Below are 21,840 nucleotides of genomic sequence, written 5' to 3' on the forward strand. Positions count from 1 at the left end.
GGCGTTGCTGTCAAGAGGTTTTCCGGCGAACCGACAACGCGCTGAGCGTCCAAGGCGGGGTACGGCGGCCCGCTTTGCCGCCGCGGAGCCGACTCGAAGTCGGTTCGAGGAGACTCGCGCCTACAGTGGAGACATCGTTTAATAGGATCTGCCCAAGGATACGAACGTAGCACCGTGGCGTGCTGGAGTGCAGCGGCGACGCGAGCACATCGCTCTACAGACATCAGCTCCGAAACAGCCACTGGGCTTTTTGCGCAATTGAATGAAGATGGCGACCCATTGCGGAAACCGCGCATGCCCGCAGCAGGCGAATGTTGGTCATAAAGGAATACTGATATGTCGAGAGAATTTTTGGGAAAAGTTGTTCTGGTCACAGGTGCTACATCCGGAATCGGTGCAGCGATCGCGACCGCCTTCGCCGCACTGGGCGCCTCGACGGTGCTGACAGGTCGCAACGTCGATGCCGGCGAAAAGCTGCGAAGTTCCCTCTCTCCGCTCGGCACAGAAGTGTCATTCATCGCGGCCGACATCACTGGGGCTGGCGAGGCGGATCGCATCGTCGCCGAGGTAATCGCCACCTTTGGAAAGCTTGATGTTCTCGTCAACAATGCCGGCATTCTATTTCGCGGGACCTCACTCGACTGCACCGACGAGGAGTGGCTCCGCACGTTTGAGACCAACGTCACCGCAACCTTTCGGATGTCGCGTGCCGCGGTGCGAGTAATGCTCGAGAAGAAGGCCGGTGTGATTGTCAATATTGCATCCGACTGGGGGCTTGTGGGCGCGCAGGGAGCTGTAGCTTATGGCGCAAGCAAGGGAGCTGTCGTGCAATTGACTCGTTCCATGGCACTTGATCATGCACGCGATGGCATTCGCGTGAACGCGATCTGTCCGGGCGACACCGACACCGCCATGCTCCAGAGCGCGCTGCCTGATACCGATCACGAGACGCGGCTTCAGCGTTTGGGAGGGGCTATCCCTTTAGGGCGAGTTGCTCGCCCGGAAGAAATTGCGCGCAGCGTTTGTTTTCTTGCGTCCGACGGCGCGTCCTTCATTACGGGAGCTACGCTTGCCGTCGATGGTGGCAACAGCGCGGGATAGGGCACCCAGCGGACCTTCGAACCGTGGTGGCGGAAGACCGGTCGCATGTCACCTGAAGGCTACAAGGAAACAAGTGCCCGACGGGCTGACGCTAAACTGTATCGGCCCGCCTCATATGTCACGAACCGGCGCCGGGCATCAGCAGGTCTTATGAAGGTAGAAGAAAATCCTCTTTGCCGCGCTCGCGCATCTTTCATATTTTCAGAAAGCTTGCTGGTCGGCGGCCTGCATGAGCGCGGTCCGCTCAGAGGCCGAGGGGCCCATGGGCTTTTGAGGAGAGCGGTACATGGCAAAGCTTTCGGGACGAACAGCATTCGTAACCGGCGCATCGTCGGGCGTCGGCCTCGCTGCGGCTCGCCATCTGGTCGACCAGGGAGCTCGGGTGGCGATTTCAGCCCGTCGGGTCGATATTCTTCGCCATATCGCATCAGAAGCGCCTGACAGTTTCATCGTTGTCCAGACCGACGTAGCCGACGCTGGAAGCGTTGACAACGCGATTGACCATTCCTGGCAGGAACTCGGGCATATAGATTATGTCATCCACGCCGCCGGGATCGTCACGCCAGCGGCAATGGCCGATCTGACCCCGGCGGTTTGGAAGCAGCACATCGATATCAACCTCACGGGCTCCTATAACGTCCTGAGAACGGTGGCGATGAAAATGAGACAGCGAGGTGAAGGGAGCATCGTATCGATTGCTTCCGACCTTTCGTTCAAAGGGCTCGCGAACTACGCACACTACTGCGCGTCGAAAGCGGGACTGGCAGGACTCACGAAGGCCCTGGCGCTTGAACTCGCACCGAGCGTCCGGGTAAACTGCGTTTGTCCTGGTCCAATCGATACCCCGATGATGGATTCCGAGCTTGGGTGGTTCGGTGGCTCTGACGAAGTGCGGGCCGTGGCCGTTGCCGCTGTTCCGCTAAAGCGATTTTCCAGCCCAGAGGAAATTGCGGAGTTTGCAGTTTACGTGGCAGCAAATATGAGGTTCGCCACAGGGAGCATGCTGAGCATCGACGGCGGTACGACAGCGGGGTGAGCCGCCCGACGGCAACGATCGCCAACATGTTCATTGCTAAAAGTCATTCTCCTCCCAGCATGCAAGCCTGGCAGCGGAGGGGGTCAGGCGCTGACCCATAAGACTACGACCCCTGCGATTGTGACGCAGGCTGATTAAGGCCCCTTCGATCGAGAGACGCGCCAGATGATTTCGTCGCGCCGGCGACCATGACTTCTATCTGGTGATTTCCTCGACTGTCAGGCCGCGCGCGATCAAGACCTCTTCCGCAGTACACCCCAGGCTCTTTCTCAAATCGGATATCCCCTGGACTATGTTTTCTATAGTGTTCGGCTCGCCGCGGGCTACAAGAGAAACACGGTGCAGAGACCACAGGCCCAGCGAGCGCTTTCCGATCGATCAACACTATCGCCTCGATTGCAGGCGTTTCCACGCGGCATCGATTGAAATTGAAAAGGACACGTATGGCATCGAGGCTCGTCGCGAAACAGACCACCGACGAACCGCACGACCGCCTTCACTTCCCGGACGAAGATCATGGCGGTGTGTTTAAACATGTCGTTCTCCTGAACGATGATCGGAAGATCGCCTTTGCCGTTCGGACATGCCTAGACCTCGTGCAGGAAGTGCCCGAACTTTTCGCGCTTGGTCCGAAGATAGTCGACACTATGCGACTGGGCGGCCACGATTAGGCTTCTGCGCTCCACCACGTCAATTTTCTCAGCGCGGAGTGCCTCGAGCTTGGCGGGATTGTTGGTCAGCAGGACAATGCTCGATACGCCGAGCAATCGCAGAATCGAAGCCGCGGCCGCGTAGTCTCGGCCGTCAACTGGAAAGCCGAGTTCCAGATTTGCGTCCATCGTGTCGTAACCACGATCCTGAAGTGCGTAGGCGGCGATCTTGTTTCCGATGCCGATTCCGCGACCTTCATGCCCGCGCATGTAGATGAGGCACCCGAGCCTGGCTTGTTGAAAAAATTCCAAGGCGTGCGAAAGCTGCTCACCGCAATCACATCGCAAAGATCCGAAACTTTCGCCCGTCAGGCACTCGGAGTGCACCCGCACCGGTACCTTTTGGCGGCCGAATAGATCGCCGCACGTAAGAGCGACATGCTCAACGCCCGTGCGTTTGCAAACAAACGTGGTTGCCTGGAAGTCCCCGAAGCGAGTTGGCATTTTGGAAGACGACGTCCTGTGAACGACGATCTCGTTCGCCCGCATGTGATGTATTAGATCTTCCATATTCGACAGCACCTTTGATGTCATGACAGCGATCGCGTACGTCTAAGCAAGCCGTAGGTTGCCGCTTAGAGCCATTGCGGTCGCTAGAAAAGCGCTTCCTAGACGGTCGCTGAACTCGTCTCTTCTTTGAGACCGCATTCCGGGATGCGGTATCAAGATCGCTGTTGGCGTGCCGTAAAACCGCCGTTCTGGCCGGAGCAAGAGGCCGGTAAGACGACTTCATTTTCCATTGCATCGCAAAACGAGCTTCAGTCGAAGCGCAGTAAATCCGTAGCCGCATGCGGGTTAAAGTGTTTGAAGAAGCGCCACCTTCGCCCGCTCAGCCAAGAGCTTCCGGGTTGCGTTTGCAGCCTCCCGGCCCTTGTGCACGAAGTGATCCCTGAAGAACGCGATTTGATGTTCATTCTCCTGGAAGGTATGCGGCGTGAGCACGGTGGACAGGACGGGCACGCCAGTATCGAGACTGACACGCATCATGGCGTCCAGAACGGTCCGGGCGACGAAATCGTGACGGTAGATGCCGCCATCGACGACGAACGCCGTCCCAACGACCGCGGCATATCGGTCGGTCCTGATCAGCGTCTGTGCATGCAATGGGATTTCGAGCGCGCCGGGCACATCGACGATCTCGACTTCCTCGCGGTTGCCTCCGAGCTTCTCCCACTCGTCGACGAACGATTCGACGCATCTGTCAACGATGTCCGAATGCCATCGGGCACGGATAACGGCGATCTTTTGTCCTTTCGGATCGAAAGCGATGGTCATGGGCGTCTCCATAATGTCTGTCGCACAGAAGTCATTTCTTGAGTGCTTCCGCGGCCTGCTTCGCCGCGAGGCTGACGAAGCCCTGGCGGTGCCACAAGAGGCAACGATCGGCATCTTGGTTAGGAAGAAGGATGTCGTGGATCTTCGCGATTACGATCGTGTGGCTGTATCCGTCATGCGTCTTGGCTATACGACAATCGAACGCAACAGAGGCCCCGGCTAGCAACGGGGCTCCCGTCTCCTGGAAATTCCACAATGCGCCTTCGAAGCGATCGGGGCCCTTGGCGCGTGCGAAGTGGTCGGCAAACGCCAGCATCGAGTCGGTCAAGACCGACACGCCGAGGAAACCCTGATCGATGATGGTATCGTGAGCGGAGGCGCTTTTGTTGATACAGACAATCAAGGACGGCGGATCGGCGGACAGGCTACACACAGCCGTGGCCATCAGTCCGCAAGGAACACCGTCTTTGATCGAGGTTATTGCTGTGACGGGGCCTGCGAACCGCTGCATGGCCTCGCGAAAATCCTCGGTACTGATCATGGCAGGGCAGTTCCCTAGTTGGCGTCGTGAGTGATGAAACGGGTGTTCATGTAGGCCTCTAGTGCCTCACTGCCGCCTTCGTAGCCATATCCGGAGTCCCGGACGCCGCCGTAAGGCGTTTCGGGCAGCCCAAGCCCGATGTGGTTGATAGACAACATGCCCGCCTGAACCCCTTGCGCGAGCCGTCGCGCATTAGAGGCGCTTGACGTCCAGGCGTAGGATCCGAGACCGAACGGCAGTCGGCCAGCTTCCTCGATTGCCTCGCCGAGATCGGAAAAGGACTTCACCAGAGCTACCGGGCCAAACGGCTCTTCGTTCATCGCCCTCATCTCGGTCGTCACACCCGTAAGCACGGTAGGCTCAAAGAAGAAACCGCTGTTTCCGATGCGGTGTCCTCCCGTCTCGATTTTCGCTCCCTTGCTAACTGCGTCCTCGATCAGCGACTCGACGGCGGCCCTACGGCGTTCGTTGATCAACGGGCCGACCTGGACGCCATCGGCCAGGCCGTCGCCGACCTTAAGAGCCTTCGTCTTTTTCACGAAGGAATCAACGAACTCGTCATGCACGTTGGTCTGGATTAGGAAGCGTGTTGGGGAGATACAGACCTGGCCTCCATTCCTAAATTTTGCGGCAACCAAAGCTGTCGTCGCCGCATCGATATTGGCGTCGTCTGCCACGATGACGGGGGCGTGTCCGCCAAGCTCCATCGTCACCCGCTTCATATGCAGGCCCGCCAACGAGGCAAGGTGCTTGCCAACTTGAACCGAACCCGTAAACGACACCTTGCGGATTACTGGATGCGGAACGAGGAATTCGGAAATCTCCGACGGTGTCCCGAAGACAAGGTTCACAACACCTGCGGGAACACCCGCGTCGTGGAGGCACTGGAAAAGTACCGCCGGTGCGGCAGGAGCTTCTTCCGGACCCTTTATGATGATCGAGCAGCCTGCCGAGATCGCGGGGCCAAGTTTCCGGACGATTTGGCTCATCGGAAAGTTCCACGGGGTGAAACCTACAGCCGGGCCAACCGGGTCCTTGACCGCATACTGCTGGATGCTAACGCCACGAGAAGGGATGACCCGACCATATGTCCGGCGGCCTTCTTCTGCGAACCAGTCAAGCAGGTCCGCGCAGGAGTTTACTTCTAGACGCGATTCGGAAAGTGGCTTTCCTTCGTCCGTGGTCAGAAGACGGGCGGCGTCCTCGAGACGATCACGGAGCAGGGATGCCGCGCGGCGGATGACCTTATAACGTTCGAAAGCAGACGTGGCGCTCCACGTTTTAAACCCCGAGGCGACGGCCTGGACCGCTCTTTCGAGATCCGTCCGCGATGCGTGGGCTACGTTTCCGATTACCTCTCCGTTGATCGGGTTTACGACATCCAGCGTCTTGCCCCCGGAGGCGTCGCTCCACTCTCCGCCAATGTACAGTTTGGTATTCGGATAAGCCATGTAAGTCTCCTTTTCGCAGTGCCATTGGGCCTACCTTGGAGGAGCAAGCCGCGTGCCACTCACCTAACCGGCTGAATTACAAGGCAACTTGGAGCTTAGATGACCTCCCGCTCAAACGTCTCAATTTTGTCTCAAACATGAGACGCACAAGGACGTACTCTCGTCCTTGACTTGACGCAATTTTGGATCACTAATTCGAGCAAATAAGGGAACACCAAAATGCTTGGACCAGACGATCACTTCCGTGTGATTGAGGAGGCTGTGCTGACGACTGCCGGAAGAGGCGAGTGGCGGACGGCCTCGTGGGCGCGCTGTCTTCAGGACTACAAGCTGGATCCCTCGCGCCCCAAACTGGTCGATCTCACCAATAGAGAGCTGCGCGAAGAGCAGGACACTTTCGACGCGGACGTGGCACTGGCGACAAACGAGCTCGAAGCAACGTTGATGATGATCGAGGGCGGTGGCTACAGTGCCCACATAGCCAACCGCAACGGAGTGATTATATCTGAGCGTCGCAGCAGAGATGCCGCGTTCTATTGCAGCACGGACCGGATCGGCGCGGTGTGGAGTGAGGAGGTCGGCGGTACAAACGGTATTGGGACGGCGCTAAAAAATTTAGAACCGACCGCGGTCTACCTCTCGGATCACTTTTATGCCGATCTAACCGGTCAAGCGTGCGCGACAGCTCCCTTCTTTGGGCCGGACGGCAACATACTCGGCGTCGTCAACCTTTCGACGTACAATCCGGGCGTACCCCAGTTGGCGCATCGTGTGGTATTTGGCGTCGCCCAGATCACTGCGGATCGGCTCGAGACCACATATTTTCGGAACGCGTTCCGGAAATACTACACACTAGCTGTCAGTACCGAACAACGATCGCCGACCATCTTCGCCGTCGACAGCGACTGCCGTATCGTAGGCGCGACACGGAATGCCAGACGCCTCTTCAAGCTGGAGGAATCTGCGATCGGAACGCGAACGCTCTGGGCCGTTTTTGAAAAGATCAAAGGAAATCCCCCGCTCGACTATCTGTGCGACAATCTACGCGAACTCCGGCCGCTGGGTAGCGGAAAGGTCATCGACGTGAACCTCAGGCGACCGCTATCGGTTCTGCCGGCTTCGATCACGTCGCTTGCCGCCGGCGCGACAACCAAGATTGCTAAGCCGAAGCTCGGGAAGAAGATTACCTCGCTAGCCGAGTGTGCGGGCAACGACCGCAATATGAAGCGGAACATCGATGTCCTGAGGAAGGTATTCGGCAGCGGGCTGCACATGCTGCTCCTCGGCGAAACGGGGGTTGGAAAAGACACGCTTACCCGTGCCCTGCACTACGAGAGCGAACGGGCTACGGGCCCCTTCGTTGCGTTCAACTGCTCCGCTGTCCCGGAGACGCTCATAGATAGCGAGCTTTTCGGATACAGCGGCGGCGCGTTCACCGGGGCAAGCAAGGAGGGAAATGTCGGGCGGATTGTAGAAGCGGATAAGGGTACACTTTTCCTCGATGAAATTGGGGATATGCCGCTCCCTCTGCAGACACGACTCCTGCGGTTCCTTGAAACTCAGGAGGTCATGCCGCTGGGCTCCGGCCGTGCGCGCACCGTCGATGTCCAGGTTGTCGCAGCGACCCACCAGGATCTTAACTCGAAGGTTGCTGCGGGCACATTCCGACAGGACCTCTTCTATCGCCTCGCAGGGACCATAGTGACATTGCCCGCGCTGCGTGATCGAGAAGACCTCGAAACAATCATCGGCAATTTGATGGAACAGTTTTCCGAGGATGTCGAGATTTCGTTATCGGACCGCGCTATGAAGATTTTGCTGGCCCACTCCTGGCCAGGTAATATTCGCGAGTTGCGCAACGTCCTCACGCGCGCGGCCAAGCTGGCCACCCGCGGCCTGATAGAACCGAACGACCTGATGCTTGTGCCCACTCCCGTCTCGGCCGTTCCCCCGCCTTCGTCAATGCCCACAGCGGTCACTTCGTCCGGAGAAGTGAGGGAAGTGCGAGTACGACGTCCGACGTCGCCGCTAGCCGGACGAAAGCGGCAAATGACGCCGTACAAGGCGGCGGCGGCCGAAGCCGAGAAGGTCGCGCTCGCAACTGCCATGGAACGGTTTGGCCGCGATCCCATAGCGTGCATGGAAGCACTCGGTATCAGCAGGGCCACGTTCTACCGAAAACTCAAGCAGCATGGCCTGGTTCTCGGTGAGCACGAGGATCCGTGAGGTGCGGCGCTGGCCTCGCGGCCAGCAGCGCCAATTTCAAACGGCAGCCTGAAGCGCGATCTCGATCAATATTTCGTCGGCGGCGAGATTGGACTCGACCGTAGCCCGGGCAGGAAGCGCGTCTTCCGGTATCCAGGATTCCCAGAGTGCATTCATCGGCGCAAAGTCGCGCTTGATGTTCCGGAGCCAGATCTGGGCAAAGAGTATCTTCGACTTGTCGGTGCCAGCAACACCGAGCAGGTGGTCGATCCGGTCTAGCAACTGCAGGGTCTGCCCTTCGATACCCTGGGAGCGGTCAGTCGGGACCTGCCCGGTGACATACGCAATGCCATTGTGGACGAGCACGTGGCTCAGACGTTTGCCGTTGGGTTCAAAGCGGTGAATGGTCATAGTGCTCTCCAATTCTGTATCAACGGGTCCCGACACGCATTCCCATGACGCGTGGCAAGTTCGAGATCGCTTGGGCGATAAGCGGCTGGCGGCGACCAGCGTCCTCGGCGTCTTCACAACGGACGATGGCATCGCGCACCATCGTGCCGCCCACAAAGCGGAATGGCTCGATCGGGAAGGTCATCCGATTTCGCGAGCAGAAAGCCGACGTCGTCCATTCGTCTTTCTGGTTCAAGATGAGGGACGAAAGGCATTCCCCGGCGATAACCGTGGCATTGACGCCATGCCCCGAGTAACCGGAACCGTAGTGGATCCGGCTTCCCTGCAACGTGCCGAAATAGGGGAGGCGGTCCGAAGTGACTTCAATCGGATATCCCCAACTCGTGGCCACGCCGCCACTCATACCGGGAAAGAACCGTTGGAGCCCGATAGCTGCCCGTCGAGCGCTTGCCCCGTCATTGCGTAACTTCTCCGAGTTGTGCGCGCTTCCCCATTCAAGCGGTCCAGAACCCGATCCCATAAGAACCCGCCCGTCGTTCGTCCGTCGGAAATAGTGCGTGAACATGCGGAGGTCCGCGAGCCCGCGCGCCTTTCGATAATTGATGCTTTCTAAATATTCGGGATCGGGATCAGACATCACTGGAAAGCTGGAGAAAAGCGTGGTTGACTTGGCAACCGGGCTCAGTCCCATCGTTCCAGTATACGTGGCGAGTACAACATCGCGCGCGGTCACTGCACCGCGGTCCGTTTCAACGAAATTCACGGATCCCTTTTGGACACGCCGTACGGGGGAATTCTCGAAAATCGATATTCCTGCGTCCAACGCAGCCTGACGCAACTCATGGACCAATCGTCCCGGGTTTACCGTTGCGCCTTCTGTAAACAACAGCCCTTCTAGGAACCTCGGCGAGTTACAGAGTTCTCTGAGTTCCCCTTGCGGCAATTGACGGAGAGTGTCACCCAAGCCCAGGTCTCGTGCGGTGCGGACAAACTCGCGGATTTTCTTTACCTGAGCGGGCGAGGTGGCGACGCGTAGATACCCCTCTTCGACCCACCATACGTCCCGTCTATGTGCCGTGGCGAATTTTCGAAGACGACCCTGAGCCACGGTACCCAGACGCGCAGCTTCGATGCTCTTGTCGGCGCCGAAGATCGGTAAAAGGGTAGGGAGCGCCCCCCAGTATCCATGGACGTTGCCCCCATTTCGAGAGCTCGCCCCATCGCCGCATCGATATGCGTCGAGGATGGCGACCCGAAGCTGAGGATTTCGCTCTTTCAATATGAGCGCCGTCCAGAGGCCAGTAAAACCGCCTCCAACGATGGCGACATCGACGTCCATCCTCGATGTCAGCGGCGGTTGCCTTGGCGTACCGAAAAGACTGCGGACGTCCTTCTGCCACCACGAGAACTCCCGCTCAACATCTGAGCGAACTGCTGCCAGCAAGTCCATGACCAAACTCCAGCTCTCAAGCGGCCGAAAACTTGTTGCCACGGATGAAATCCGCTGCCCGCTCACCCACCATGATCGCCGGCGCGTTCAGGTTTCCAGACGGAACGCGGGGGAGGATCGAAGTGTCTGCAACGCGCAGCCCCTCGATGCCGCGAACTCGGAGCTGGGTGTCTACGACGGCCATGTCATCAGTCCCCATCTTGCACGCGCCCGATGGGTGAAGAGCGCCTTGCCCCGTTGCTCGGACGAACTCCATACGCTCGGCCTTCGTCTTCAGAATGCCTCCAGGGCGGAACGGGTGTGACACGTACTTAGAAAGTGACCTTTGCTGGAGGATTTCCTGGCCGATGCGAACACCTTCCGCGAGGCATTCCACATCATACTCCTCGGCGCAGTAGCGGGGATCGACAGCCGGAAAGACGTTCGGATCAGCGCTGCGGAGCTTGACGAAGCCCCGCGACCGAGGACGCGACTGGTAGACGTTCGTCGTGCATCCGTTGCCACTCGGAGTGGAGTCGGACCCTTCTTCGACGCCCGCTCCCGGCAGGAAGTGGTACTGGAGGGTCGGCAGCTTGTCGTCTTCCGCTCCGTACCAGCAAAGCCCCCCTTCGCAGACGTTTGACGTGACGGGACCGTTCCGGAACAAGGCGTATTGCAGCCCCGCCCAGGCCTGCCAGCGTAGTTTTTTGTATTTGTCGTAGCTATGAGCACCCGTCAACTCGTAGATCAGGAACATGTCGAAATGGTCCTGAAGGTTCTGGCCGACACCCGGAAGGTCATGCTTCACGTCAACGCCGATCTCCTTGAGATGATCGGCTGGGCCAATGCCCGAAAGAAGCAACAGATGTGGCGAACCAATGGCACCGGAGCATACCACTACCTCCTGTGAGGCCATCGCCCGCGTCACCTGACCTTTATGAAAGTACTCGACGCCGACGGCGCGGTTGTTCTCGATAATGATCCGGAGGGCCTTGGTCTTGGTTTGAACCGTGAGGTTTTTACGCTTGCGCGCGGGCTTGAGGTACGCCGCAGCGGCGCTGCAACGGAGTCCGTCCTTCATCGTGACCTGGTAGAAACCGACACCGGCCTGGTCACCAGAGTTGAAGTCGGGATTGAAGTTGATGCCTAGTTCCTGTGCCGCCCGCACCCATGCCTTCGTGAGGTAATGCGTGTGGCGTTGGTCGGATACACTGAGCGGACCTTCGGTCCCGTGGACATCTCCGGAAAATCGCTCGTTGCTTTCCGCCTTCTTGAAATACGGAAGCACGTCGTCGTAGCCCCAGCCCGTGCAGCCGTCGGCTTCCCACTGATTGTAGTCGCTGGGAATTCCGCGCATGTAGACCATTGCGTTGACAGAGCTTCCGCCACCCAGAACCCGCCCCTGCACAAACTCGGGAGTAACCCCGCCCTGATGATGCTGCGGTTCGAGCTTGTAGCGGGTGAGCATGTTACTCTTCGAAGTCTTATAATACGTCACCGGAAGATGAATATAAGGGCTCCAGTCGCGGTCGCCCTGCTCGAGAAGCAAAACCTTGCTGTCAAAGTCTTCGCTAAGCCGTGACGCGATAGTACAACCCGCCGAGCCGCCACCGACGACAATATAATCGTACATTTTGAGATCCTATAAATTTCTGCTTCAGCTCGCGAGAACGACGACCGACGCCGGGTCCCAACGCAAGGACACCGGGCTACCGACGCCGAAACGAATTCCGGCTGCTGCGCGATGCTCCTGACATTTCAGTAGTGCCCCCGTCTCGTGACGGACCTTGTACACAACCCGGCTGCCGATGAAGACGACATCTTCCACATTGCCTTCCACCCGGTTCACCGTTTCGGAATGCCCGTCGGATGCGGCGATGCTGATCGCCTCCGGCCGGATAGAGACGTGCACGGGTGTGCCCGCGCGCAGGCTGCTCGCTGCAACCTGCGCGGCCCCGATTGGCAGTTCGACCAGAGCGCCGGACGCGTCCGACGACTTGACCTTCCCATCGAGAAGATTGGTGTCCCCGAAGAACTTCGCGCAGAACAACGTCTTGGGCGCGCCATACATCTCGTCCGGCGTTCCGATTTGCTCGATGGTACCCTTGTTCATGAGCACTACGCGGTCCGACAGGATCATCGCCTCATCCTGGTCGTGCGTAACGTAGATGAACGTAGTCCCGGTTTCGGTGTGAATACGCTTGAGCTCGTCGAGCATGTGATGGCGAATCTTGAGGTCGAGCGCCGCAAGAGGTTCATCAAGCAAGAGAACCGAGGGCTTGTTCACCAGCGCACGCGCCAACGCCACGCGCTGGGCTTGACCACCGCTTATCTCGCCGATCCACCTGCTGGAGAACTCCTCGAGCTGTACCAGCTTCAACATGGCCGTCACCTGGTCGTTCACCTGCGACTTGGGAACGCCTTTCAGGCGAAGGCCAAAAGCGACGTTGTCGAAGACATCAAGGTGGGGGAAAAGCGCGTAGCGCTGGAAAACCATGTTGACTGGCCGTTTCTCGGGCGGCACTCGCGTTACATCTCGTCCGGAAATCACAACGTCGCCAGATGTCGCGTCCTCGAAACCCGCAACGATCCTCATGAGGGTCGACTTTCCGCAGCCGCTCGGCCCAAGCAAGGTGAGGATTTCCCCCTTTTTTACGGTCAGGTTTATGTTTTCTAAAGCTGTAAAGATGCCGAAGGACTTGGTGATATTGTTCAACTCGACAATGTTCTGAGACATGACGATCCCCTTATTCATTCGTGTCGCGCGCGGCGACAGCTCGTTTTCTTTGAAGCCAGAGAGTGAAACCGCCCGCTGCCAGAACGGCAATTGAAAGTGCCAACGCGATAACGCTGGCAGCATTGATCGAGGGATCGACGGTGCGCCGCATCATCGACCAGATGTAAAGCGGAAGCGTCGTGTCATTGCCGCTCACGAAAACCGTGACAATGAACTCGTCGAACGAAAGGGCGAACGAGAGGATGGCCGCTCCGGCAATGGTGGGCGCGAGGATTGGAATGGTCACCATTCGGAAGGTCTGGAACTGCGAGGCTCCGAGATCGCGAGCAGCTTCTTCCAGCGACTGGTCGAAATAGTTGACGCGCGAGCGCATAGTCTCCACGAAGAACGGCAGTGTGCAGAGAACGTGAGCGATCGTGACCGTAATGAGCGACCGCGCGAGCCCGATCTGAGCAAACAGCGTTACGAGCGCGATACCAATAAAGAGACCCGGTAGACCGATCGGGGCGAAATTCAGCCACTCGAATGCGGATTTGTGGTTACGCCTCATCCGGATGAGCGCTAAGGCCGCCATCGTTCCTAGTATCGTGGTCACGGCGGCGGTAAAGAACCCTACCTTTAGACTGTTGAGAAGCGATGCCACGAAGTCAGGCTTCGAAACCAGTAGTTCGTACCACCGCAGACTAAGCCCCTGCAGGGGGAATGTCAGGGCGGGACTCGCGTGAAAGCTGAACAGGATGATGATCGCGATCGGGGCGAACAGGAAGAATAGGTAAGCAGAGAGATAAGCCCGTAGCATATCGATCACCCGTGATAGCGCCGGCCAGGCGCGAGCTTTAGAATCTTCAGCGTCATAGTGAACACGATGTAGACGCCGATGAAGGTTGCCAAGAGCGTGAAGGCCATGGCTGATCCCAGCGGCCAGTTTCCGGCGCTGCGGAACTGATTGGCAATGAGGAGACCGCTGGTTACACCGTCTCTGCCGCCAAGTAGCTGCGGAGTGATGTAGTCGCCAGCGGCAAGGATAAACGTGAACATGAACGAGCCGACGATCCCTTTGTAAGCCATGGGCATGATGACCTTCACGAACACCCCAGCCTTCGTGGCGCCGAGATCGCGAGCAGCATCCAAGTAGTCCTGTTTGACGTCGCGTAGGGACGCGACGAGTATGAGGAGAGAGAACGGCAGCATGATGTGGATCAGCGTCAGGACCGACGCAAACGGGCTGAAGAGGATGACCTCGAGCGGCTGCGAAATTATCCCGCTACCCATGAGCAGCGAGTTGATCACGCCGTTTGTGCCGAGAATCGTCCGCCAAGCATAGACGCGGACCAGATAGCTGGAAAACCAGGACAGCAGCACCAGATACATGATGATGTTGCTTCTGGTCCTGTAGACAAGGAAGTAAGCCACCGGAAAGCTGAGGATCACGGAGAAAGTCGCGGTGAAGAAGCCGTTCTTCATTCCGACCCAAGTCGCTTGCCAGAAGCCAGCCGCAGACAAAATCCTGGCATAGTTGTCGAGATTCCAAACGGGTTCGATCACAAAGGAACGAGCCGTGAAAAAGCTCGTCACGAATAGGAGGACCACCGGTAAGATGAAGAAAACGAGCAGAAATCCGAACGGCAGACCTGCGAGTGCGAAACCCGGCGCGAGGCTGAACCCGGACGATCGCGGGGTGACCGCATTGTGCTTCTCGACGTAGTCAGCGGCAGTCGCCATGAGCGTACATCCTGTTATGTAAGAAAGATATCATAGCGCACTGATGAGCGGGCCAGCGGTAATTGTCCCGCTGGCCCGGGACATCAAAAGCCCGCGCGGAAGTCGGCCCAGACCTGCAGCCAGTCGTCGTATGTCGCGAACTCTGTAGAGGTCCGCGGCGGTTGACCGTACACCTTCATCGTCTTGAACTGTTGGTCGAAGTTGTCGTAGTCGAAAAGAGCTTTCGTACCCGCGTCCATCAAGGCGGGCGCCTTTTTGGAAACAGCTGCTGCGACGGCGGTCTTCGAAATGGATGCCTGGATTTCCGGCTCAAGTGCCTCATTGATGAAGGCGTGGGCGGTCTCGATGTTCTCGGCGGTCTTGGGAATAAACCAAGCGTCCGCCCAAACGGCTGCGCCCTCCTTCGGGTAGACCGCAACCGTCTTGACGTTCTGTTTGGCCGTTTCGAGCGGAACGGCGCTCCAGACACAGAAGCATGCGGCGATTTCACCGGAGGCGAAAAGCGAGATGACGTCGCCGTTCGACGAGGCGAAAACCTTCGTCTGATCGCGGTAGGGCTTTAGCTTCTCGAAGCAATCGCCAAGCTCGTCCTTCGTCAAGTTCGGGAACTTTTCTCCGTAGCCGGTGACCTTCGCGATCTGGGGCCAAACGGTGAGCGGATTGTCGAGAAACGCAAGTTTCCCGGTGAGTTCCGGACGGAGGAGGTCCTCGTAGCTTTTCACTTCGAAGCCGGTCAGTTCCGGATTGACGACGATCGTGTCCAGACCCCAGACCCAAGGCATGGCCCAGTTCTTGCCATCCCAGTACCACATGTCACCCTCGTAGAACGGGGCGTAGATGTCGTCCTTATTGTAGTTGGGGATCTTGGAGACATCCAGCTCCGTAAGGACACCCAGCTCATTGTAGATCGCGTTGTAGCCGTTGGAGTACTCGGCGAGGTCGAGGCGAACGGCGTTGCTTCCGACGATCTTTGCGGTGACGTCATCTTGGTTGCTCATGATGGCAGCGCGCATGGTGATGTTGTTAGCCTTGCGCCATTCCGCGGTCTCGGTCTCGAGCGTATAGCCTTCCCAGGCCATCACTTCGAGGTTGCCACCGACGGCGGCACGTGCCTGGGGTACCCAGGCTCCAAGCGTGGCACCGGCTGCAATGGCAGCCGTACCCAGCATGAAGCTGCGGCGGGCGAGCATTACCTCGTTAAAAAGATCTGCGGTTCGGGCGGACGTGATTTCTTTCTTGTTGTGGTCTTCATGCTTCATAACAGGGCTCCCAGTTCGAATAGGTGAAGAGTGAATATTCCCGTGAAATTTTCTTATTAGTGGCCACGCGGCCCGGGCCGCGTGGCTGGACTGCAGGACGCGTTACTCGGCTGCAGCGAGCGTGCCCACGTGTTGACGCAGCTTTGGCATGACGTCGGTCGAGAGGAGTTCCATGGAGCGCTTGTGGATGGCGGGGCGGTCCCAGTCCTTCTGGGTCATCATGAGAGAGCCAAACGGACCGCCAACTTCGTCGACGAAGGCAACGAGCTTGTCGAGAACTGTTTTCGGAGAGCCCGAGAGCACCATCCAGTCGAGGCAGTTCTGCACCGTGATGTCGCTGTCCAACGTGTTCATCGAAGGCTTGAGCACGCCGAGGAGCTTGAACGCCTTCATATCTTCCACGATGTACTCGTAGTACCAGCGGTAGGAAGACGTGCCCTCGGCGAGGTAGTCGGCCGCTTCCTGATCGCTGTCGGTCACGAGCAGCGAACGTGCGATACGCCACTTGTTGCGGTCAGGGCGACGGCCGGCCTTTTCGCAGCCCACGACGTACTGTTCCCAATGGGTTTTGACGTTGGCGACCGGGGTAAAGTTGGCAGAGACGATGCTCCAGCCGTTTTCGCCCGCCTGGCGCGCGCTGCTTGAAGATGGGCTCATCACCGAGATCGCCAGCTCGGGGAACGGCTGCTGATACGGCTTAAGCATCGGACCGAAACCGAGGCTGGGAATGAGCGTATTCTCGATAACCACGTCCCAGTATTTGCCCTTGATGTTGTAGGGCGGGTTCTGCGACCAGATCTGGTGCATGATCTTGATGGATTCGGTGGTCATTTCGGCGCGGTTCTTTTCCTGCGTGCCGAACAGTTCCATATCGGTCACGAGACCGCCCGGGCCAACGCCCATGATGAAACGGCCTTCCGAGAGATGGTCGAATTGTGCGATCTGGCCGGCGAGACGTGCCGGATGGTGCTGCGGTAGGTTCAGGACCCCCGTGGCGAACTTGATCTGCTTCGTCGCATGGATCAGCGTACCGAAAAATTGAAGCGGGTCGGCAATCGGTTCGCAGGAGCAGCTAATGTGCTCGCCAACCCAAACTTCCGAGAAGCCGAGACGGTCGGCGAGGATCACTGCTTCACGATCCTGTTTCAGGAGTTCAGTGAAGTTGCGCCGCTGATCGTGCAGGGGCATCATAAATAGACCGAGGTCCATTTGGTATCTCCTCTAGAATTGAGATCGGCCTGTCCGATCCTCGCATATTCATGAGCAAGCGATATGCCACGCTGGAAATAGCTGCGGAATCAGTACGTTAACGAACAAACCTGACGAGTCTCACTTTTCCAGTGCGGTCTCAGGTTTGAGTTTCAATATTGAGAGCGCTTAGTCTTGAGACAGTCTTACGGACGAAATAACGGGGCCCGACATACGCCAGGCCCCGGTTTGTTCAAGCTGTCCTGCGACCGCTGGAGGTCGGCGTCTGCTGAACCAATTCCGCAACGAGTTCCGCCGTCGCCGCTGACAGCGTCCAACCAAGATGACCGTGTCCGGTGTTGTAGAAAACGTTGGGACGGCAGCCCTTTTTTATCCGTGGCATCATGTTCGGCATCATGGGGCGAAGGCCCGCCCAAGGCACGACGCGGGATGTCGAGGCCTCTGGAAAGAGCGTGCGCACCCAATCTACCAAGGGTTTGATGCGATCATGTCTAATATCGCGATTGATACCGTTGAACTCCGCCGTACCGGCGACTCGGAACCGGTCGTTTCCAAGACGGCTCGTGACGATCTTTGCCCGGTCGTCGAGTAGGCTGACCCAGGGAGCGCCGTTCTGGCTTCGCTCGTCATCGAGATGAACCGTGATCGAGTAGCCTTTTACCGGATAGACATTTATTCGATCGCCGAGCATCCCAGCGATTTTCCTGCTGCCGACGCCAGCACATACAACCACGCCGTCAGCCGTCAGGACGTTGCTTGAGCTTCCAGGGTTTTCGGCAGGCTTCCAGTAAACAGTCGTGCTTTCTCCGGATTCTACCCGTTGGATTTCCGTGTCGAAAAGGAAATTCACGCCGCGTTTCATACATGCCTTGGCAAGGCCGCGCGTGAATTTGTGGATGTCTCCTGTGGAATCCGACGGCGTAAAGAAGCCGCCGTAGAAATTACCGACCAACGCGGGTTCGATCGCCTTGATTTCCTCTTGCGATACGGATCTCCGGTCCAGGCCGCCCTCGGTCAGCATCGCGTTCACCTTGCCGGCATAATCAAAGCTCGGTTTGTCATAGTAGACATGGAGGATGCCCCGCTTTTCGAGGTCGAACTCAATCTTCTCGCGATCGGCTATTTCGAACATGTGCTGACGCGCAGCGATTGCGAGCCGCGTAGTCTCGATCGTATTGGTGCGATATCCGCCTATGCCCCCCACAAATTCCCCCATCCAGGAATATTTGTGCCAGCTCGGGGTAGGGTTCATGAGAAGCGGCGCGTCGCTTTTGAGCATCCATTTGATGCCTTTCAAGACCGTAGACCAATGATTCCAGACCTCAGCATTGCTTGCAGAAAGCTGTCCGCCATTGGCAAACGAGGTCTCCATCGCGGGATAACGATTGCGGTCGATAACGGTAACGTCGAAACCGCGGCGTGAAAGCGCGTAAGCAGTTGTCACGCCGGTAATACCGGCGCCTAATACAGCGATATGGGGCACTTTTGTCTCCAACAGTTGGTGCCGGGGCTTCGCCAGCCCCATAGCCCCCAATCTGTCTTTTTACCTGAGAGCTTTTCCCCACGGGGGTCCCCTTCGGTGGACGCGAGCGCCTCTCTCCAGATCGTTCAAACTGTGCAGTCTTGGTTGCCTGAGAGTTTCCTGGGGGGTTGCTCCTTCGGCGTGGCGTCGGTGCCATCTCTCCTGCACGGCCTTCGAACACCCTTAGGGTACTCACATGTTTGGATCTTGCGCAAGTCCTTCGTATCGGAAATTATTAAATTGGCACACAAATTGCATCTACATAACAAATAACCTTAAAGGATTGATTATGCGTGATTTTTCCGTATACGTGGAAAACGCCGTGCCGCCCGGGTCCCCCTACTTCGTCTCGGAACCCGCTGTTCTCAAGGCTTTAGGAGCGGTAGCGGGATTTGCAGAAGTGCGATCATTCAACGCTCAATTTCCCGACTACCAGGCGCTAGAAGCCGCAGACTATTTCGTCGGCTCCGGATTCGATACCGCGCGCCTCAAAGTCCACGGCAAGCGCCTGCGTGTGGTTCATTGCACAAGTGCTGGCGTCGAGAAGTATATGCCGCTCGACTGGCTTCCGAACGGAGCGGTCCTGACAAACAGCAGCGGCGTACACGCGAAGAAGGGCGGCGCTTTCGGCTTAATGACCGTTCTCATGTTGTGCGAGGGCGTGCCGCGACACATTCAAAATCAGCGGCTCCATCGCTGGGACAATCGCCTCGCGACGGGGATCGATACGAAGACCATAGTCTTCGTAGGTTTTGGAGCGCTCGGCACCGCGATTGCGGACCGTTTGCGCCCGTTCGGCCCGCGGATTGTAGCAGTCACCCGTTCAGGTAAGACCAGTCCATCGGCCGATGAGGTATTCACCGTCGCAGATCTTGACCAGGCGCTTACCCTGGCCGACTGCCTTGTCGTCAGCTGCCCTCTCACTGCCTCGACCAAGGGGCTCATCGGTGAAAAGCAACTGGCCCTGATGAAACCAGGCGCGTCTTTGTTCAACATCGCGCGAGGTCCTCTCGTCGATACGGGGCCCCTCATCAGGGCGCTCGTCGATGGCCGTCTGAGCGGTGCTGCGCTGGACGTCTTCGACGAGGAACCCCTGTCGGCCGACAGTCAGCTGTGGGATGTACCCAACCTGATCATCTTCCCGCATATTTCCTGTGACGACGCCGACGGATACGTCGACCGTTGCCTTTCGATCTTCGCTGACAACATTGGCAGGGACCTGCGTGGCGAACCCTTACGGAATCGTGTCGATGCGACCGCAGGATACTAACCCCTAGGAGAATATGATGACCGATTCCTATCTCGAAGCACTTGTCCTATCGCACGCAGGTGCGTTGGACGCTTTGGCTGCGGCGGTTTCGAAAGCCGCGGAAATCTCGGTTCCGCAGTGCATTTGTATCGTTGACGCCAGCGGCGAGACGATCGCCAGTCTCCGTATGGACGGAGCAAAATACCTAAGCATGCAGACAGCGAAGGCTAAGGCCCGCACATCGGCGTCCATCCGCAATAAGACAGGCGGCATGACACCCGAATTCAGCATTGCCGCCGGAATTGCCACTGGCGGCGGCGTCACAAATCTGCCCGGCGGTCTGCCGATCAAGTTCAGCGGCAAGCTGGCGGGTGCAATAGGAGTGGGCTCCGGCACTGGAGATCAGGACATCGAAGTCGGCAGGGCTGCTCTTGCGGCTATAGGGGCCGACCCCGTCGAATGAACCGTCGCGCGGGCCGGGTGTCTACCGCCCCGCGCGTTCGAAGGAGGCGAACATGCTTGCACTTGAAGAAACGGACTTGCTGGTTCCCGAAGAATGCGCCCACCACCATGGATACGCAACCACCCTCGCAGAACAGGTGGAAGTTCGAGGTGTGGTCGTTCATGGCGCTAAGCTCGGACGTGCAATCGGCTTCCCGACGGCGAACATGAAGCTGGGCGGATGCTGTAGGCTCGCGCCAGGGATTTATGCGGTGCGATTTCGGGATGGCTTCGGAACCGTTCGCAATGGTGTCGCCAGCTTTGGCCGGCGGCCGACAGTCGTCGACGACGGCGAGTTGCTATTGGAGACGTATGTCCTCGATTACGCCGGCGATCTTTACGGCCAGACATGTCAGGTGACATTCATCGAGTATTTGCGTCCCGAGACAAAGTTCGACGGTCTTGAGGCAATGGTCCAGCAGATCGATCTGGACGTGGTGATGGCCAGGGAGGTTCTGCGGAAAAGAAAAATCTCGCTGGGGGATGAGATTACGGCACGGGGCCGCAAAAAATGAAATATCACCAGATCGAGGCATTCTACCAAGTGATGTTGACTGGCAGCATCTCGAAGGCCGCGAAGAATCTCGGTCGCACTCAACCTGCCGTGAGTATGACGATAGCGACACTTGAAGAGCAGCTGACAACCACGCTGTTTGACCGACACGCAGGACGAATATCACCGCGCGCCGAGGCAGAGGTGCTATTCCAGCAGGTGAGCCCGGTGATGGCTCAATTGAACGACATACGTCACCATTTCGGCCGCCTTACCTCAATCGAGGTACCAAGGATATCGATCATATCCTCCGGGAATGCGGGAACCCACCTTGTTCCAACCGCAATTTCCAAGATTGCGGCTGGGGGACAGCAGTTTCGTCTCATGATCGGGACCTCTGCCTCCATCGTATCGGAGATGGAAAACCAACTTCACGACATCGCGTTGACCGATGAGGGGGCGTTCGAAGTGTTGACGAATTCACCGCTGTTCGAGGTCGAGGTCTTCAACATTCCCGTTTACGCCGTCTCGCCACGCGGTCTGATCTCGACGCAAGGCGATACCCTGCTGACTGAGGAGATCAAAGGCTACAACGTCTGTACGCTTTACGAGGAGAATCGATCCAGTCGACAGATTCGGTCGAAAATCGCGCCCCCCAAGGTGGAATTTTCCAACTTCTTCCCGATGGCATGTTTTGCCATTTCGAACGGCGGCGTTGCGGTGGTCGACAATATCACGTGCGGCGCTATGAGAGCACTCACCAACGGGAGCCTGGATGTCGTATACCACCGGATATCCGACGCATCTCCGTCCCACTACTATCTGATCCGTCCGAAATATCGACCGAGGTCGAAAGTGGCGGACAAATGCTACGGCAGCCTCAAGACGGCCTTGCTGTCATACGAGGACATCTCCCGACCCGATCGGACCTAAAGCTCTCCGCGCGCCTGGTCATAAGCTTCACTCATGGAGGCATAAAACCTTCGGTT

The 21,840-nt window shown here is 57.8% G+C and carries 20 protein-coding genes and 1 riboswitch; of the genes, 7 read left to right on the forward strand and 13 right to left on the reverse strand.

Annotated features, from left to right (window positions below):
• Nucleotides 1-336 precede the first annotated feature (336 nt).
• Nucleotides 337-1,101: an SDR family NAD(P)-dependent oxidoreductase gene (locus ACVTFQ_RS31945; RefSeq protein WP_142859785.1), complete on the forward strand. Its 765-nt coding sequence runs from the start codon at nt 337-339 to the stop codon at nt 1,099-1,101.
• Nucleotides 1,102-1,387: 286 nt separating this feature from the next.
• Nucleotides 1,388-2,137, forward strand: coding sequence for an SDR family NAD(P)-dependent oxidoreductase (locus tag ACVTFQ_RS31950; protein WP_142859783.1), 750 nt, complete (start codon nt 1,388-1,390; stop codon nt 2,135-2,137).
• A gap of 587 nt (nt 2,138-2,724) precedes the next feature.
• On the opposite strand, the gene ribA is transcribed toward ACVTFQ_RS31950, so the two are convergent.
• The 4 genes from ribA to ACVTFQ_RS31970 form a co-directional block, all read right to left on the reverse strand.
• Entirely contained in the window at nt 2,725-3,381 is a 657-nt protein-coding gene (ribA, locus tag ACVTFQ_RS31955; protein ID WP_142859781.1) for a GTP cyclohydrolase II, read from the reverse strand.
• Between the two features lie 261 nt (nt 3,382-3,642).
• Nucleotides 3,643-4,122, reverse strand: coding sequence for a 6,7-dimethyl-8-ribityllumazine synthase (locus ACVTFQ_RS31960; protein WP_142859779.1), 480 nt, complete (start codon nt 4,120-4,122; stop codon nt 3,643-3,645).
• A gap of 31 nt (nt 4,123-4,153) precedes the next feature.
• Entirely contained in the window at nt 4,154-4,663 is a 510-nt protein-coding gene (locus ACVTFQ_RS31965; RefSeq protein ID WP_142859777.1) for a flavin reductase family protein, read from the reverse strand.
• 14 nt (nt 4,664-4,677) lie between these two features.
• Nucleotides 4,678-6,114 carry an NAD-dependent succinate-semialdehyde dehydrogenase gene (locus ACVTFQ_RS31970; RefSeq protein ID WP_142859775.1) on the reverse strand — a complete coding sequence of 479 codons (1,437 nt, stop codon included), beginning with the start codon at nt 6,112-6,114 and terminating at the stop codon, nt 4,678-4,680.
• A gap of 219 nt (nt 6,115-6,333) precedes the next feature.
• On the opposite strand from ACVTFQ_RS31970, the gene ACVTFQ_RS31975 reads away from it, so the two are divergent.
• Nucleotides 6,334-8,340 (forward strand): sigma-54-dependent Fis family transcriptional regulator, encoded by a 2,007-nt coding sequence (locus tag ACVTFQ_RS31975; protein ID WP_142859774.1) that lies wholly within the window; start codon nt 6,334-6,336, stop codon nt 8,338-8,340.
• 36 nt (nt 8,341-8,376) lie between these two features.
• Here ACVTFQ_RS31975 and ACVTFQ_RS31980 read toward each other — a convergent pair whose 3' ends face one another.
• From ACVTFQ_RS31980 to ACVTFQ_RS32020, 9 genes are all read right to left on the reverse strand, one after another.
• Nucleotides 8,377-8,730: a RidA family protein gene (locus tag ACVTFQ_RS31980; protein WP_142859772.1), complete on the reverse strand. Its 354-nt coding sequence runs from the start codon at nt 8,728-8,730 to the stop codon at nt 8,377-8,379.
• Nucleotides 8,731-8,749: 19 nt separating this feature from the next.
• Nucleotides 8,750-10,180, reverse strand: coding sequence for an NAD(P)/FAD-dependent oxidoreductase (locus ACVTFQ_RS31985; RefSeq protein WP_142859770.1), 1,431 nt, complete (start codon nt 10,178-10,180; stop codon nt 8,750-8,752).
• A 16-nt stretch (nt 10,181-10,196) separates the two neighbouring features.
• Nucleotides 10,197-11,792, reverse strand: coding sequence for a GMC family oxidoreductase (locus ACVTFQ_RS31990; RefSeq protein WP_142859768.1), 1,596 nt, complete (start codon nt 11,790-11,792; stop codon nt 10,197-10,199).
• Nucleotides 11,793-11,816: 24 nt separating this feature from the next.
• The gene (locus ACVTFQ_RS31995) at nt 11,817-12,896 is read right to left on the reverse strand and encodes an ABC transporter ATP-binding protein (protein ID WP_142859766.1); all 1,080 of its coding nucleotides are present in this window, start codon (nt 12,894-12,896) and stop codon (nt 11,817-11,819) included.
• 10 nt (nt 12,897-12,906) lie between these two features.
• Nucleotides 12,907-13,695 (reverse strand): ABC transporter permease, encoded by a 789-nt coding sequence (locus tag ACVTFQ_RS32000; protein ID WP_142859764.1) that lies wholly within the window; start codon nt 13,693-13,695, stop codon nt 12,907-12,909.
• A gap of 5 nt (nt 13,696-13,700) precedes the next feature.
• Nucleotides 13,701-14,618 (reverse strand): ABC transporter permease, encoded by a 918-nt coding sequence (locus ACVTFQ_RS32005; RefSeq protein WP_142859762.1) that lies wholly within the window; start codon nt 14,616-14,618, stop codon nt 13,701-13,703.
• Between the two features lie 83 nt (nt 14,619-14,701).
• Entirely contained in the window at nt 14,702-15,877 is a 1,176-nt protein-coding gene (locus tag ACVTFQ_RS32010) for an ABC transporter substrate-binding protein (RefSeq protein WP_142859761.1), read from the reverse strand.
• Between the two features lie 102 nt (nt 15,878-15,979).
• On the reverse strand, nt 15,980-17,086 hold the full coding sequence (locus ACVTFQ_RS32015) for an LLM class flavin-dependent oxidoreductase (protein WP_142859759.1): 1,107 nt from the start codon (nt 17,084-17,086) through the stop codon (nt 15,980-15,982).
• A gap of 232 nt (nt 17,087-17,318) precedes the next feature.
• Nucleotides 17,319-18,569 (reverse strand): D-amino acid dehydrogenase, encoded by a 1,251-nt coding sequence (locus ACVTFQ_RS32020; protein ID WP_142859758.1) that lies wholly within the window; start codon nt 18,567-18,569, stop codon nt 17,319-17,321.
• 125 nt (nt 18,570-18,694) lie between these two features.
• Nucleotides 18,695-18,783: riboswitch (glycine riboswitch) on the reverse strand.
• A 114-nt stretch (nt 18,784-18,897) separates the two neighbouring features.
• On the opposite strand from ACVTFQ_RS32020, the gene ACVTFQ_RS32025 reads away from it, so the two are divergent.
• The 4 genes from ACVTFQ_RS32025 to ACVTFQ_RS32040 are packed head-to-tail and all read left to right on the forward strand — an operon-like array spanning nt 18,898 to nt 21,784.
• A complete protein-coding gene (locus ACVTFQ_RS32025; RefSeq protein ID WP_142859756.1) occupies nt 18,898-19,878 on the forward strand; it encodes a D-2-hydroxyacid dehydrogenase in 981 nt (326 codons plus the stop codon).
• A gap of 16 nt (nt 19,879-19,894) precedes the next feature.
• Nucleotides 19,895-20,320 carry a GlcG/HbpS family heme-binding protein gene (locus ACVTFQ_RS32030; protein ID WP_142859754.1) on the forward strand — a complete coding sequence of 142 codons (426 nt, stop codon included), beginning with the start codon at nt 19,895-19,897 and terminating at the stop codon, nt 20,318-20,320.
• A gap of 52 nt (nt 20,321-20,372) precedes the next feature.
• Nucleotides 20,373-20,873 (forward strand): riboflavin kinase, encoded by a 501-nt coding sequence (locus ACVTFQ_RS32035; protein ID WP_142859752.1) that lies wholly within the window; start codon nt 20,373-20,375, stop codon nt 20,871-20,873.
• Entirely contained in the window at nt 20,870-21,784 is a 915-nt protein-coding gene (locus ACVTFQ_RS32040; RefSeq protein ID WP_142859750.1) for a LysR family transcriptional regulator, read from the forward strand. Before ACVTFQ_RS32035 ends, ACVTFQ_RS32040 begins: the two co-directional genes overlap by 4 nt.
• Nucleotides 21,785-21,840 lie beyond the last annotated feature (56 nt).

The sequence above is a fragment of the Rhizobium sp. O111 genome (assembly GCF_055616315.1).